The following is a 14,274-nucleotide window of genomic DNA, read 5'->3' as shown; positions in this document are numbered from 1 at the left end:
TGCGGGCTTTCGGAATGCTGTGAGTCGGCCTGGGGTTTTCCCGGGGGGCGCGGCCGTCAGACGCTGGCCGCCACCGCAGTGCCGCTGAGCACCGCGCCTTCCAGCGTGGCGGGGTAGGGGCCGTCCACATAGTCGCCGCAGGCCGTCAGGCCGGGCAGCACCTGCAGGCCGGGGCGCGCGAGGCCGGGGGTGCAGGCGAAGGTGGCTCGTTTTTCCACCACGGTCTGCACGGGCTGCAAGGCGCTGATGCCCAGCTGCGCGGCCGCTTGCTGCAGCACCTGTTGCTCGATCTGGGAGCGCTCGCCGTCGCTGGCGCTCACCACGAAGGCCAGCAGCCCGTGCTGGCCGTCCAGCTGGCCGCGGTCGAACACAAACTGCGCGGGGCTGTGCGGCGCGCTGCGCAGTGCCAGCATGGGCTGGGGCAGGCGCGCGCCTTGGGCGTAGGCATAGACGGTGGTGATGGCCTCGAAGCGCAGGGCGCCTGCCAACGCGCTCCACGGGCCGGCACTCGCCAAACCGGCCTCGCCGGCCAAGCCGCCCACAAGCCGGCTGGCCTCCCACGACGGACATGCGAGGGTCACGTGGTCGAACACCGGCGAATCTTCAGCGGTGCCAAACGGCCCGGTCGCACCGACCACTTGCCAGCGTCCCCCAGGCTGCGGCTGCAGTCGCTGCACGCGCTGGCCGGTGATGACCTGGTGGCGGCCCTGGGCCTTCAGCCAGCGCACTGCAGGCTCGGGGAACAGCGCGCCCAGGTCAACGCGTGGCAGCAGCAGGTTGGAGCCGCCGCGCCCGCTGAACAGGCTGTCTTGCAGCACGCGCAAAAACACCTGGCCGCTGGCCTCGTGCGCGGGGGTGTTCAGCGCCGACACACACAGCGGGTCGATGAACTCGGCCATCAACCGGGGCGTGAGCGGCGCGCACAGGTCGGCCACCGAGGTCGCGGGCGCGCAGCGGAAGCCCTTGAGCTGCCACGCGGTGGCCGTGCGCAGCAGCGCCAGCTTGTCGCCAAGACTCCAGCCCTTGGCGCGCACGATGCCCAGCAGCGCGTCCAGCGGTGGTGGCAGGTCGGGCAGCTGCAGCCCCTGGCCGTCTGGGAAATGCAGCGTGAGCGGCAGGCGCAGCAGCGCGGTGCCCGCGTCCACCCCCACCAGGCGCATCAGGCGCAGGCTTTCAGCGTAGGCGCCGATGAGGATGTGCTGGCCGTTGTCGAGCGTGGCAGCCTTGCCCCCTGGCAGGGTGGCGGGCACAGCACGCGCCCGGCCGCCCACGGTGCGGGCGGCTTCGAACACCGTGACATCGCGCCGCGCCTGCGCGTGCGCGATGGCCGCAGCCATGCCGGCCCAGCCGGCGCCGATGACGGCGACTTTCATCTCAGTACTTCCAGTCGTTCAGATGGAGGGGACGCGCTCACATCCTGCCCAGGGCCTGCACCTTCCACGCCAGCCAGAACTTGCGCAGGGGGGTGAGGCGGATGCGCTGGTGCAGCACCTGGAAGTTTTCGTGCTCGATCTCGCGCAGCAGCGTGCGGTAGATGCTGGCCATCATGAGGCCGGGCTTTTGCGCGCGGCGGTCCGCAGCGGGCAGCAGGGCCAGGGCCTCGTCGTAGAGGCGGTGGGCACGCTCGGCCTGAAAGCGCATCAGCGCGGTGAAGCGGTCAGAGTACGTGCGCTTCAAGATCTCGTGCGCTTTCACGTCGAACTGCTGCAGCTCGCTGACCGGCAGGTAGATGCGGCCCATCATGGCGTCTTCGCCCACGTCGCGGATGATGTTGGTGAGCTGGAAGGCCAGGCCCAGGGTGTGGGCGTACTGGGTGGTGCGCTCGTCGGTCTGGCCGAAGATGCGCGCCGTGACTTCGCCCACGATGCCCGCCACCAGGTGGCAGTAGCCCTTGAGGCCTGCAAAGTCGAGGTAGCGCGTCTGCTCCAGGTCCATCTGGCAGCCGTCGATGACGGCCTGCAGGTGGCGTTGTTCGATGCCGTATTCGGCCGTGTGCGGCATCAGGGCCTGCATCACGGGGTGGGTGGGCTGGCCTGTATAGGACTTGGCCACTTCGGCCTGCCACCAGGCGAGTTTGGTGCGGGCCACGCCCGGGTCGGAGACTTCGTCCACCACATCATCCACTTCGCGGCAGAACGCGTAAAACGCCGTGATCGCGGCGCGGCGCGGCGCCGGCAGGAACAAAAAAGCGTAGTAGAAGCTGCTGCCCGAGGCCACGGCTTTTTGCTGTACGTATTGCTGTGGGGTCATGGGGTGAGATTCTCCCATGGGCCGGCGCGGCGGCTGGCGAGCCAAATTGCCGGCAGCCCGTGTTCTCGTGGGAAAGGGGGGCGGTGCCAGAGACAGGATGCGTTCCGCTCTGTGGCGGAGGCTTGGTGAAGGTGTACGACCTTTCTTGGTTCAGCGCGCAGCCTACGCAACTGGCACGCTCCAAGCGAGGGCACCCGTGGAACTGGCTTCGCCAGGCCACCGGGTGCGTCCCCCTCCGGGGGAGGGCGCGAAGCGACTCAGGGGGAGCGTTAAAACGCGATCTGCTCCACCCCGATGTCGCTCGGCCGGCGCAGGGCTTCCTTCATGAAGACGCTCATGGGCAGCAGCGTGCCCTGTTCGGAGCTGAACCACTTCTTGTACAAGGCGGCCAATTCGCCGTTCTGGATCATGCGGCGGGTGACGCGGTCCACGAGTTCCTTGAACTTGGGGTCTTCGCGGCGCAGGCCGATGCTGTAGGGCTCGACCGAGAGGCGCTTTTCCAGGAACTGGTACTCGTCCATGGACTTGCCCAGGCGGGTGAGCGGAATCCAGATGCCCGCGTCGTCAGCGAACGCGGCGTCGGCGTCGCCCTTGGCCAGGGCGTTCACGGCATCCAGCGTGCTGTCGACCGGCACGTAGTTGAACTTGCGCGCAAAGGTGCGTTCGTTGGCCTTGAGCAGGTTTTCGTTGGTGGTCTTGCCCTGCACGGCGATCTTCTTGCCCTGCAGGTCGTCCAGCGTCTTGATGCCGGAGGTCTTTTTCACCAAAAACGCGGACGACGCCACGAAGATGTGGTGGCTGAAGGCGATTTCCTTCTGGCGCGCGGCGGTGTTGGCCGTGCCGCCGCACTCCAGGTCCACCACGTTGTTTTTCACGTCGGTGATGCGGTTCTTGCCGTCGACCAGCAGGTAGGTCAGCTTCAGGTCGGGCCGCTTGAGCTCTTTCTTGATTTCTTCATAGATTTGCAGGCAGATGTCCACCGTGTAGCCCTGCACCTTGCCGGAGCTGGCGTCCTTGTACGAGAACGGCAGGGACTTTTCGCGGTGGCCCAGGCGCAGCTCGCCCGAGCTGGCAATCCGGCCCAGGGTGTCTTCGGCCCAGGCGGGGGCGTTGGCGGCAAACGCCAGGGCTGCCATCAGCGCCCAGGGGCGCAGCATCGAGGAGATTTTCATGAGAAAGACGAAGGAAAGGAAAAAAGCGAGGCTGTGACCGGCGCCGCGGGGCGCTGGCCGGGACACCCGGGCCGAAACCGCACGGTGTGCTGAGCGCGGATTGTGTACTGGCGCCGCGTCAGTGGTAAGCGGACTTGGTGGTGTGCGTCAGCATTCCACAACATTCACCGCCAGGCCGCCGCGCGAGGTTTCCTTGTACTTGACCTTCATGTCCGCGCCGGTCTGCATCATGGTCTTGATGACCTTGTCCAGCGACACCACGTGCTGGCCGTCGCCCCGCAGCGCCATGCGGGCCGCGTTGATGGCCTTGATGGCGCCCATGGCGTTGCGCTCGATGCAGGGGATCTGCACCAGGCCGCCCACGGGGTCGCAGGTCATGCCCAGGTTGTGCTCCATGCCGATCTCGGCGGCGTTCTCGATCTGCTCGGGCGTGCCGCCCATCACGGCGGCCAGGGCGCCCGCGGCCATCGAGCAGGCCACGCCCACCTCGCCCTGGCAGCCCACCTCGGCACCCGACAGAGACGCGTTTTCCTTGTAGATGATGCCAATGGCGCCTGCGGTGAGCAAAAAGGTGGCGATGCCATCCTCGTTGGCGGCGCTGCCTTCCCGGGCGCCTTGCAGAAAGTTGACGTAGTAGTGCAGCACCGCCGGGATCACGCCCGCGGCGCCGTTGGTGGGAGCGGTCACCACGCGGCCGCCGGCAGCGTTTTCTTCATTCACGGCCATGGCGTAGAGGTTCACCCAGTCCAGCATGGACAGCGGGTCGCGCAGCGCGGCCTCGGGGTGGGCCTTCAGGTTGCGGTGCAGTTCGGCCGCGCGGCGGCGTACCCGCATCGGCCCGGGCAGGTGGCCGGTGCTGGCGCAGCCGCGCTGCACGGCGCCGGCCATGGTGCGCCAGATGGCCAGCAGCTGGCGGCGCACTTCGGCGGCGCTGCGCCAGTGCGCCTCGTTGGCTGCCATGAGTTGCGCCGGGCTGAGGCCGGTGGCCTGGCACTGGGCCAGCAGTTCGGCGCCGGTGCGAAAGGGGTGCGGCAGGCCCTGCGCGTGGCCGGCGCTGCCGGGCTGTGCGCTGCCGACCTGGTTCAGCACGCGCTCCCCGGCGGCATCGATGACGAAGCCTCCGCCCACCGAGTAGTACTCGCGCTGGGCGATCTCCGTGCCCTGCGCATCGAACGCGTGAAAGCACATGCCGTTGGGGTGCAGGGGCAGGCTCTTGCGGCGAAAGAGCAGGTGCTCCTTCTCGACGAAGGGCACGGTGCGCTCGCCCAGCAGGTTCAGCGTCTGGCTGGCCCGGATGGCGGCGATGCCCGGGTCGATCTGGTCGGGGTCGATGGTGTCGGGCTCAAAGCCCGCCAGGCCCAGCAGCACGGCCTTGTCGGTGCCGTGGCCCACGCCGGTGGCTGACAGCGAGCCGAACAGTTCGACCGCAATGCCCTGCACCGCGGCCAGGCCCGGGCCGGCCTGCAGGTGGCAGGCAAACTGCCGCGCCGCGATCATGGGCCCCACGGTGTGGGAGCTGGACGGGCCGATGCCGATCTTGAAGAGGTCGAAAACGCTGACAGACATGGTGGTGTACGGGTGTCCGGGTAGGTCCGGGTAGGGCCGAGGCTGCGTGGATGCCATGCCGGGCATGGAAAGCAGCGGTGGCGCGGGTGGCGCCACCGCCGGTCTGTCTGTCTGTCTTTGAGAACAGGGTCTGAAACAACATCCTTCTTACCGCCAGCGCTCTTGGTGCTGGAGTGGGCGCGAGGCTAACTGCGCCGGGGCTGGGCGGCACACGCGCAAACCCTGAGTACCGCGGAGGCGCCCCTCCGGACGCTGTTGTGGCATCCCATCAAAATATCAAAAATGATAGCGGTTAGCGCGCTCCAGGAGCGCGGTAGCGGCTGTTTTTGATCATTTTCTGCAGCATGAATCGGCCGCTGAATGGCCGCGCTTGCCACCCATGAATGTTTCTTACAGTCGGTCGGCGGGCGTGCTGATCGGTAGTTCAGCCGGTCAGTCCGCCGGGGTGGCGGGCCGGGCGACCACCAGGGCCATTCCCAGGTCGGCGTGCGGCGTGGCGCAGGGTGGTTGCCGCACCAGGCGCGCGCAGCCAGAGCGGCGTGCGGCCCAGGTGTGCAGCAAAGCCTCGACCCCCGGGCAAGCTGCAGGCTCGCGCACGAAGACCTCGCATGACACAATTCCATCCAGGCTGGCTCCGGCCTCGTGCACCAGGCGCTCGGTGGTGGCCAGCACCTGGGCGAACTGGCGCTGGGTATCTTGCGTGTCTGCCCCGGCCGGTGCGGCCCCTGCGATGTACGCCACGCGCACGGACAGCGCGCCGGGCCTGTGCCGTACTCCGACGCACAGTGGCAGGCGGGCCGCGCTCGGGGGCCAGGGGTTTGCGATGGGCGTCATGCGGCAGGCGCCGGGGGCGTGGCTGCCGGCCTGCGGATCGCCTCCGCCCACACCGTCCAACGGAGAGTCAGTGTGCGCTGGACAGGGCCCGCAGCACGCTGAGCGGGGCCCGGCTTGGCCTGCCTGCGGGCGGGCCGCAACGGGCCCGTGCAGGCACGGCACATAATGAGTAAATCTATCCAGTCGGTCGGCGTGTTTCCATGCATGACGCTTATCGTACGAAGCAGTGCAGTGCACGACTATCGACAATATTTCTGCCAATCATGAATTCATCTCATGTAAGCGATGCTTGGCTGGCCGCTGGGTCTGCATTCGCCCCGGTCGCAGGCAGCGCAGCACGCCGCCTGCCGCCCCTGAACATGCTGCGCGCCTTCGAGGCGGCCGGCCGGCTGCTCAGCGTGACCCATGCCGCCCGCGAGTTGAGCGTGACGCAAAGCGCCGTCAGCCACCAGATCAAGGCGCTGGAAGAGTGGCTGGGCGTGGCCCTGGTCGGGCGCGACGGCCGGCGCCTGGCGCTAACCACGCCGGGCGCCGCGCTGCTGCCGGGGATCACCAGCGCGCTCGACCTGATGGCGCAATCCACCGCGGGCATTGAGCGGCTTACCCGCCGCAACACGCTGGTGGTGAATGCCACGGCCACGCTGGCGTCGCAGTGGCTCATTCCACGCCTGGCGGGCTTTTGCGCGCAGATGCCGGGGCTGGATGTGCAGCTGGTCACGACGGCGGGGTTCATGGATTTCGAGCCGGCGCAGTACGACGTGTCGATCCGCTGCTTTGCCGATGCCGACCTGGCGGCGCTGCCCGAGCGCAGCGGGTGGCGGGACGTGAGCCTGGGCGCCTTCATTCCCGACAAGCTCACGCCCGTGTGCAGCCCCGCGCTGCTGGCGGACGGCCGGGCCGTGGCGTCGCCCCAGGGGCTGGCGCGTTTCACGCTGCTGCACAGCCGGTCTACGCCGCTGGTGTGGCAGCAGTGGCTGGGCGAGGCGGGTGCGCCCGACCTGCAGCCCGCGGGCGACCTGGTGTTCGACCATGTCCACCTGAGTGTGCAGGCCGCCATCCAGGGCCTGGGCGTGGCGCTGGGCAACCCACGGTTCCTGGGCGACGCGCTGGCCAGCGGGCTGCTGGTGATGCCGTTTGCCGATGTGTTGTCGGGCGACAAGACGTTCTATTGGCTGCGGCCTGCACGCGCCGCGCAGGACCCAGCGTCGGTGGCGTTCTGCGACTGGCTGTCGGCAGCCTGAGGCTGCGGGCGCTGCCTTGCGCCGGGCTCGCGCCTCACATCACCACGGCGCGCGCCAGCATCACGCACCAGTCCCACGCATTAAGGCGCGGGCGGGTGTGCAGGCTGCCGCCCTGCAGTGCATCCACCTTGTCGAGAATGCGCAGGCCGCCTTGCACCACCAGCCGCAGCTCCCAGCCCGCGCGGCCTGGCAGCCGGTGCACCAGCGGCGCGCCGCTGTGCATGCTGGCGCGGGCCCACTGGGCGCAGTTGGCGATCAGGCGGGCGGTGTCGGGCGTGCTGTGCAGTGCCAGCAGGTCGGCCTGGCTGGCATTGTGGGTCACGCAGTCGGCGCGCGGCAGGTAGTGGCGGCCCCGGGGGATGTCCACCGACAGGTCCTGCCAGAAGTTGATGAGCTGCAGGGCGGTGCAGATGGCGTCGCTCTCGCGCAGCGCCTCGTCGCCGTGCACGCCGTACAGGTGCAGCAGCAGCCGGCCCACCGGGTTGGCGGAGCGGCGGCAGTAGTCCAGCAGCTCTGCACGGTCGGCGTAGCCCTCGGCGTCGCGCGTTTTTTCCACATCCTGCGCAAAGGCGCTGAGCAGGTCGGCCAACAGCGGCACCGGCAGCTGGTGGCTGCGCAGCACGGCCTGCAGCGGCAGGAAGACGCTGGCCCAGCGCGGCGATGGCGGCTGGCCCTGTGCAATCGCCATCAGGTCTGCGTGAAAAGCGGCCAGGTCGGCCAGGCGGTCGGCGGCGGGGGCGTCGCCTTCATCGGCGATGTCGTCGGCCGTGCGGGCAAAACCGTAGATGGCGGCAATCGGCTGGCGCAGGTGGGGCGGGCACAGCACCGAGGCGACGGGGAAGTTCTCGTAGTGCGTGACGGGGGCTGCCACGGCGTCGGCAGCGTTGGCCGCAGATGGCGAGGCCGCAATCGTGGCTGGGGCCTGGGCGGGCGAGGGGGGAGGGCTGGGGCGGTCGTTCACACCCCGAATTGTCGCTTGACAAGACGGGGGCGGTTCTCATAGATTACTAACCGGTCAGTCATTAAACAAAAACACATCCTGAGCGGATCGTTCGTCCGCCCTTCGGCGCGGGCTGTCTGCTTTGCGCTGTGCGTGCAATTCCTGGCTGCTTTCATCAATTTCAACGGATCTCCCATGCGCACTCCCTCCGCCAAGCGGTCTTCCCCATGGCCCCGCAGGTCGCTGCTGGTGCTGGCCACCGCGGCCTTGCTGGCCGCTTGCTCACGCCCGGCCCCTCCTGAGGAGCCTGTGCGCTCCGTCAAGCTGTTGACGGTGGGTGTGGGGGCGCTGCAATCGAGCCTCGAGTATTCGGGCGAAGTGCGCGCGCGCGTGGAGTCGCGCCTGGGGTTCCGGGTGGCGGGCAAGATCGTCAAGCGCCAGGCCGAGCTGGGCCAGCGGGTGCGCGCGGGCGCGGTGCTGGCGCAGCTGGACCCCAAGGACTACCAACTGGCCACCGATGCCGCGCGGGCGCAACTGGCATCGGCCACCACGCAGCGCGACCTGGCCGCCGCCGACTACAAGCGTTACCAGGCGCTCAAGGACCAGAACTTCATCAGCGGCGCCGAGCTGGAGCGCCGTGATGCCACGTTGAAGGCCGCGCAGTCCACGCTGGACCAGGCGCGCGCGCAGCTGTCGTCGCAGGGCAACCAGGCCGCTTACACGACGCTGGTGGCCGATGTGTCGGGCGTGGTCACCGGCATCGACGCCGAGCCGGGCCAAGTGGTGACGGCCGGCACGCCGGTGGTGCGCATTGCGCAGGACGGGCCGCGGGATGTGGTGTTTGCGGTGCCCGAGGACAAGGTCGGCGTGATCGCGCCGGACTCCGAGGTGACGGTGCGCGGTTGGTCCACCGGGGCCGAGCTGGTGGGCCGTGTGCGCGAAGTGGCTGCCAGTGCCGACGCTGCCACCCGCACCTACCAGGTCAAGGTCGCCATCGACGGCGCCGACGTGCCGCCGCTGGGCTCCACCGTGTATGTGAAGCCCAAGGCGCTGAGCCATGTGGGCATTCCCGCCATCAAGCTGCCCACGAGCGCCTTGCGCCAGGAAGGCCAGACGACGGCGGTGTGGGTCTACGACGCCGCCAGTAGTACCGTCAAGTCGCAGGTGGTGCAGATCGCCACGGCCGATGGCAACGAGGCGGTGGTGGCCGGGGGCCTTACGCCCGGCATGCAGGTGGTGGCGACGGGCGTGCATGTGCTGTCGCCCGGGCAGAAGGTGGTGGTGTACCAGCCAAAAACGGCTGCAGCGCCCGCCAGTAAAGCGCAAACAGCTACCAATACCGTAGCAGCCCCTGCGCCGGCCGCCGTGCCGGCCTCGGCCGCGGCTCCCGCCACTGCGCCCGCTGCCAGCGCGAACGCCAAGTAAGGGCCGCTGCCATGACGCAAGTACAACCGAAGGAGGGGTTCAACCTCTCCAAGTGGGCGCTCGACCACCCCGCGCTCACGCGCTACCTGATGCTGGTGCTGATGCTGCTGGGCTTCATGGCCTACTTCCAGCTGGGGCAGGACGAAGACCCTCCGTTCACCTTCCGCGCGATGGTGGTGCGCACCTACTGGCCGGGCGCCACGGCGCAGCAGGTGGCCGAGCAGGTCACCGACAAGATCGAGCGCACTCTGCAAGAGGTGCCGTATGCGGACAAGATCCGCAGCTATTCCAAGCCCGGCGAGTCGCAGATCATTTTCCAGATCAAGGACTCCTCCAAGCCGGGCGACGTGGCCAATGTCTGGTACAGCGTGCGCAAGAAGGTGGGCGACATGCGCTACACCCTGCCGCAGGGCATCCAGGGCCCGTTCTTCAACGACGATTTCGGCGATGTGTACGGCGTGATCTACGCGCTGGAGTCCGAGGGCTTCAGCTACGCCGAACTCAAGCAATTTGCCGACGACGCCCGCCAGCAGCTGCTGCGCGTGCCCGACGTGGCCAAGGTGGAGCAGTTCGGCGTGCAGGACGAGAAGCTCTTCATCGAGATCTCGCAAAAGCGCCTGGCGCAGCTGGGCCTGGACATGAACCAGGTGCTGGCGCAGCTGGGCCAGCAGAACGCGGTGGAAAGCGCCGGCGCCATCCAGACGCCGCAGGACCAGGTGCAGGTGCGGGTTGAAGGCCAGTTCAATGCGGTGGAAGACCTGGCCGCCATGCCCATCCGCGGCCCCTCGGGCGCGCAACTGCGCCTGTCGGACATCGCCGAGATCAAGCGCGGCTATGTGGACCCGGCCACCGTGAAGGTGCGCCACCAGGGCAAGGAAGTCGTGGCGCTGGGTGTCTCCATGACCAAGGGCGGCGACATCATCGCGCTGGGCAAGGCGCTGCACCAGGCCACCGACCGCATCGCCGCATCGCTGCCCGCCGGGGTCAAGCTGGTGAACGTGCAGGACCAGCCCACGGCGGTGTCCACGTCGGTCAATGAGTTTGTGAAGGTGTTGATCGAGGCCGTGGTCATCGTGTTGGCCGTGAGCTTCATCGCGTTGGGCTTTCACCGGCGCCCGGGCAAGCAGCCGCTGTGGAAGCGCTGGTACATCGACCCGCGCCCGGGCATGGTGGTGGGCATCACCATTCCGCTGGTGCTGGCCGTGACCTTCCTGGCCATGTGGTACTGGGGCATCGGCCTGCACAAGATCTCGCTGGGCTCGCTCATCATCGCGCTGGGACTGCTGGTGGACGACGCCATCATTGCGGTGGAGATGATGGTGCTCAAGCTCGAAGAGGGCTACGACAAGGTGCGCGCCGCCACCTTCGCGTACGAGATCACCGCCATGCCCATGCTCACCGGCACGCTGATCACCGCCGCGGGCTTTTTGCCCATCGGCCTTGCCAAGTCGACGACCGGTGAATACACCTTCGCCATCTTCGCCGTGACCGTGATCGCGCTGGTCCTGAGCTGGATCGTGTCGGTGTACTTCGTGCCCTACCTGGGGACGCTGCTGCTGAAGGTGCCTGAGCACGTGCTGCATGCGCAGGAGCACCACGGCACCGCCGAAGGCGCGCACGAGGTCTTCGACAGCCCGTTCTACCGCGCCTTCCGCCGCCTGGTGAACTGGTGCGTGCTGCACCGCTGGATCACCATCGGCATCACCATCCTGATCTTCGTGCTGGGCATCGTCGGCATGGGCAAGGTGCAACAGCAGTTCTTCCCGGATTCGAGCCGGCCCGAAATTCTGGTGGACATCTGGTTCCCGGAAGGCACGTCGTTCGCGGGCAATGAAGAGGTCACCGAGCGCGTGGAGCAGCGCCTGATGGCCGAGGCCGGCGTGACGTCGGTCAGCACCTGGGTGGGCTCGGGCGTGCCGCGCTTTTACCTGCCGCTGGACCAGGTGTTCCCGCAAAGCAACGTGTCGCAGTTCATCGTGCTGCCCAAGGACCTGGCGCTGCGCGAATCGCTGCGCGTCAAGCTGCCGGCCCTGCTGGCCGAGGAGTTCCCCGAAGTGCGCGGCCGCGTGAAGCTGCTGCCCAACGGGCCGCCAGTGCCATACCCCGTGCAGTTCCGCGTGGTGGGCCCCGAGCCGCTGGTGCTGCGCGAGCGCGCCGACGAGGTCAAGGCCGTGCTGCGCCAGAACGCCGACATGCGTGGCGTGAACGACAACTGGAACGAATCCGTGAAGGTGCTGCGTCTGGAGGTCGACCAGGCCAAGGCGCGCGCTCTGGGCGTGACGAGCCAGTCCATCGCGCAGGCCAGCAAGACGATCCTGTCGGGCACGCAGGTGGGCCAGTTCCGCGAGGGCGACAAGCTGATCGACATCGTGCTGCGCCAGCCGCTGGACGAGCGCAACGCGATCACCGACATCGCCAACGCCTACCTGCCCACGGCCTCGGGCAAGTCGATCCCGCTCACGCAGATCGCCAAGCCCGTGTTCACCTGGGAGCCAGGCGTGATGTGGCGCGAGAACCGCGACTACGCCATCACCGTGCAGGGCGACGTGACCGAAGGCCTGCAGGGCGCCACCGTGACGGCGGCGCTGCAGCCGGCACTCAAGGCCATCGAGGACAAATGGCACGCTGCAGGGCAGGGCGCCTACCGCATCGAAGTGGCCGGCGCGGTGGAGGAAAGCTCCAAGGGCACCAGCTCCATCATGGCGGGAGTGCCTGTCATGCTGTTCCTGGTGTTCACCTTGCTGATGCTGCAGCTGCACAGCTTCAGCCGTGCGTTCCTGGTGTACATCACCGGCTTCCTGGGCATCGCGGGGGTCTCGGCCGCACTGCTGCTGCTCAACCGCCCGTTCGGCTTCGTGGCGCTGCTGGGCGTGATCGCGCTCATGGGCATGATCCAGCGCAACTCGGTGATCCTGATCGACCAGATCGAGCAGGACCGCGCCAAGGGCATCCCCGCGTGGGACGCCATCGTCGAGTCGGCCGTGCGCCGCCTGCGCCCCATCGTGCTGACGGCGGCCGCCGCGGTGCTGGCCATGATCCCGCTGTCGCGCAGCGTGTTCTGGGGCCCGATGGCCGTGGCCATCATGGGCGGGCTGGTGGTGGCCACCGTGCTCACCCTGCTGGCGCTGCCTGCGATGTACGCTGCGTGGTTCCGTGTCAAACGACCTGCGCCGGAGCTTCTTGGAGGGAGATGATTCCCAGCCTGCCCGCATCAGGGTAAAATAGAAGGTTGACCGATTTCACACAGGCGGCAGCTCCGGTTGCCGCCTGTTTGTTTGTTGTAGAACCGCGCGGGTGGCGAAATTGGTAGACGCACCAGGTTTAGGTCCTGACGCCAGCAATGGTGTGGGGGTTCGAGTCCCCCCCCGCGCACCACCCCTGTGAGACTTTGCGGAACACGGCGCTGCTGCGCTGCAGCCAGCACGATCCACATCCATAAGAGGAATAGCCATGGCCGTTACTGTTGAAACCCTTGAGAAGCTCGAGCGCAAGATTACGCTGAGCGTGCCCGTCACCCTGATCCAGTCCGAAGTCGACACGCGCCTCAAGCGCCTGGCCCGCACGGTCAAGATGGATGGCTTTCGTCCCGGCAAAGTGCCCATGAATGTGGTGGCCCAGCGCTACGGCTACTCGGTGCAGTACGAAGTGCTCAACGACAAGGTCGGCGAAGCCTTTGCCGTGGCTGCCAACGAAGCCGCCCTGCGTGTGGCCGGCCAGCCCCGCATCACCGAAAAGGAAGGCGCGCCTGAAGGCCAGGTCACGTTCGACGCCATCTTCGAAGTGTTCCCTGAAGTCCAGATCGCCGACCTGTCGGACGCCGAAGTCGAAAAGCTGTCGGCCGAAGTGACCGATTCCGCCATCGACAAGACCATCGACATCCTGCGCAAGCAGCGCCGCAGCTTCGCGCAGCGCGCCATCGACGCCGCTGCGCAAGACGGCGACCGCGTGACCGTGGACTTCGAAGGCAAGATCGACGGCGAACCCTTCGACGGCGGCAAGGCTGAAGACTTCCAGTTCCTGGTCGGCGAAGGCCAGATGCTCAAGGAATTCGAAGACGCAGTGCGTGGCATGAAGTCCGGCGAAAGCAAGACCTTCCCCCTGGCCTTCCCCGCTGAGTACCACGGCAAGGACGTCGCCGGCAAGACCGCCGACTTCCTCGTCACCGTCAAGAAGATCGAAGCCGCCCACCTGCCCGAAGTGAACGACGCCCTGGCCAAGTCGCTGGGCATCGCCGACGGTTCCGTGGACGGCCTGCGCGCCGACATCAAGAAGAACCTGGAGCGCGAAGTCAAGTTCCGCCTGCTGGCCCGCAACAAGCAAGCCGTGATGGACGCCCTGGTCGGCAAGGCCGAGCTCGATCTGCCCAACGCCAGCGTGCAGGCTGAAATCGCCCGCCTGCTGGAAGGCGCCCGTGCCGAGCTCAAGCAGCGCGGCATCAAGGACGCCGACAAGGCCGAGATCCCTGAAGACGTGTTCCGTCCCCAAGCCGAGCGCCGCGTGCGCCTGGGCCTGGTGGTGGCCGAACTGGTGCGCGCCAACAACCTGCAGGCCAAGCCCGAGCAGCTCAAGGCCCACATCGACGAGCTGGCTGCCAGCTACGAGAAGCCCGAAGACGTCGTGCGCTGGTACTTCGGCGACCGTCAGCGCCTTGCTGAAGTCGAAGCCGTTGTCATCGAAAACAACGTGACCGATTTCGTGCTGGGCAAGGCCAAGGTGGTGGAAAAGGCCGTATCCTTCGACGAACTGATGGCTCAACAAGGCTGATAGCCTGTGCCACACCCCGCCGGTGTCTCCTTGTCGGAGTTTCCGGTGGTGGGCGACACACCAGGGGCTTGTGCTTTCGGGC

General features: G+C 67.6%; 10 protein-coding genes and 1 tRNA gene. 5 read left to right on the top strand and 6 right to left on the bottom strand.

The window, feature by feature from the left end; translation table 11 throughout:
- Positions 1 to 56: 56 nt before the first annotated feature.
- The 5 genes from hpnE to ACSQ3N_RS18115 all read right to left on the bottom strand — a co-directional run bounded on the left by hpnE (position 57) and on the right by ACSQ3N_RS18115 (position 5,822).
- On the bottom strand, positions 57 to 1,373 hold the full coding sequence (gene hpnE, locus ACSQ3N_RS18135) for a hydroxysqualene dehydroxylase HpnE (protein WP_056169781.1): 1,317 nt from the start codon (positions 1,371 to 1,373) through the stop codon (positions 57 to 59).
- A 37-nt stretch (positions 1,374 to 1,410) separates the two neighbouring features.
- Entirely contained in the window at positions 1,411 to 2,250 is an 840-nt protein-coding gene (gene hpnD / locus ACSQ3N_RS18130) for a presqualene diphosphate synthase HpnD (RefSeq protein ID WP_056169778.1), read from the bottom strand.
- A gap of 269 nt (positions 2,251 to 2,519) precedes the next feature.
- The gene (locus ACSQ3N_RS18125) at positions 2,520 to 3,422 is read right to left on the bottom strand and encodes an amino acid ABC transporter substrate-binding protein (protein ID WP_235507413.1); all 903 of its coding nucleotides are present in this window, start codon (positions 3,420 to 3,422) and stop codon (positions 2,520 to 2,522) included.
- Between the two features lie 147 nt (positions 3,423 to 3,569).
- Complete coding sequence (locus ACSQ3N_RS18120) at positions 3,570 to 4,988, bottom strand: L-serine ammonia-lyase (RefSeq protein WP_436147015.1); 1,419 nt, start codon at positions 4,986 to 4,988, stop codon at positions 3,570 to 3,572.
- 432 nt (positions 4,989 to 5,420) lie between these two features.
- On the bottom strand, positions 5,421 to 5,822 hold the full coding sequence (locus tag ACSQ3N_RS18115; RefSeq protein ID WP_156372116.1) for a RidA family protein: 402 nt from the start codon (positions 5,820 to 5,822) through the stop codon (positions 5,421 to 5,423).
- 263 nt (positions 5,823 to 6,085) lie between these two features.
- Here ACSQ3N_RS18115 and ACSQ3N_RS18110 point away from each other — a divergent pair, with 263 nt between their 5' ends.
- A complete protein-coding gene (locus ACSQ3N_RS18110; protein ID WP_235507412.1) occupies positions 6,086 to 7,063 on the top strand; it encodes a LysR substrate-binding domain-containing protein in 978 nt (325 codons plus the stop codon).
- A 34-nt stretch (positions 7,064 to 7,097) separates the two neighbouring features.
- Here ACSQ3N_RS18110 and hpnC read toward each other — a convergent pair whose 3' ends face one another.
- The gene (gene hpnC / locus ACSQ3N_RS18105) at positions 7,098 to 8,024 is read right to left on the bottom strand and encodes a squalene synthase HpnC (RefSeq protein WP_369817167.1); all 927 of its coding nucleotides are present in this window, start codon (positions 8,022 to 8,024) and stop codon (positions 7,098 to 7,100) included.
- Positions 8,025 to 8,198: 174 nt separating this feature from the next.
- Between hpnC and ACSQ3N_RS18100 the strand changes: the two genes are divergently transcribed.
- The 4 genes from ACSQ3N_RS18100 to tig all read left to right on the top strand — a co-directional run bounded on the left by ACSQ3N_RS18100 (position 8,199) and on the right by tig (position 14,192).
- Entirely contained in the window at positions 8,199 to 9,428 is a 1,230-nt protein-coding gene (locus ACSQ3N_RS18100; protein ID WP_056170648.1) for an efflux RND transporter periplasmic adaptor subunit, read from the top strand.
- Between the two features lie 11 nt (positions 9,429 to 9,439).
- Complete coding sequence (locus ACSQ3N_RS18095; RefSeq protein WP_056169766.1) at positions 9,440 to 12,622, top strand: efflux RND transporter permease subunit; 3,183 nt, start codon at positions 9,440 to 9,442, stop codon at positions 12,620 to 12,622.
- Between the two features lie 94 nt (positions 12,623 to 12,716).
- A tRNA-Leu gene (locus ACSQ3N_RS18090) sits at positions 12,717 to 12,803 on the top strand.
- A 75-nt stretch (positions 12,804 to 12,878) separates the two neighbouring features.
- Positions 12,879 to 14,192 (top strand): trigger factor, encoded by a 1,314-nt coding sequence (gene tig, locus ACSQ3N_RS18085; protein WP_056169764.1) that lies wholly within the window; start codon positions 12,879 to 12,881, stop codon positions 14,190 to 14,192.
- Positions 14,193 to 14,274: the final 82 nt, after the last annotated feature.

Origin of the sequence: Acidovorax sp. LjRoot194 (genome assembly GCF_964253015.1) — a bacterium.
Taxonomy (GTDB): Bacteria; Pseudomonadota; Gammaproteobacteria; order Burkholderiales; family Burkholderiaceae_C; genus Acidovorax.
Note: the sequence above shows the minus strand (reverse complement) of the source record. Positions and strands in the feature narration are given on the sequence as shown.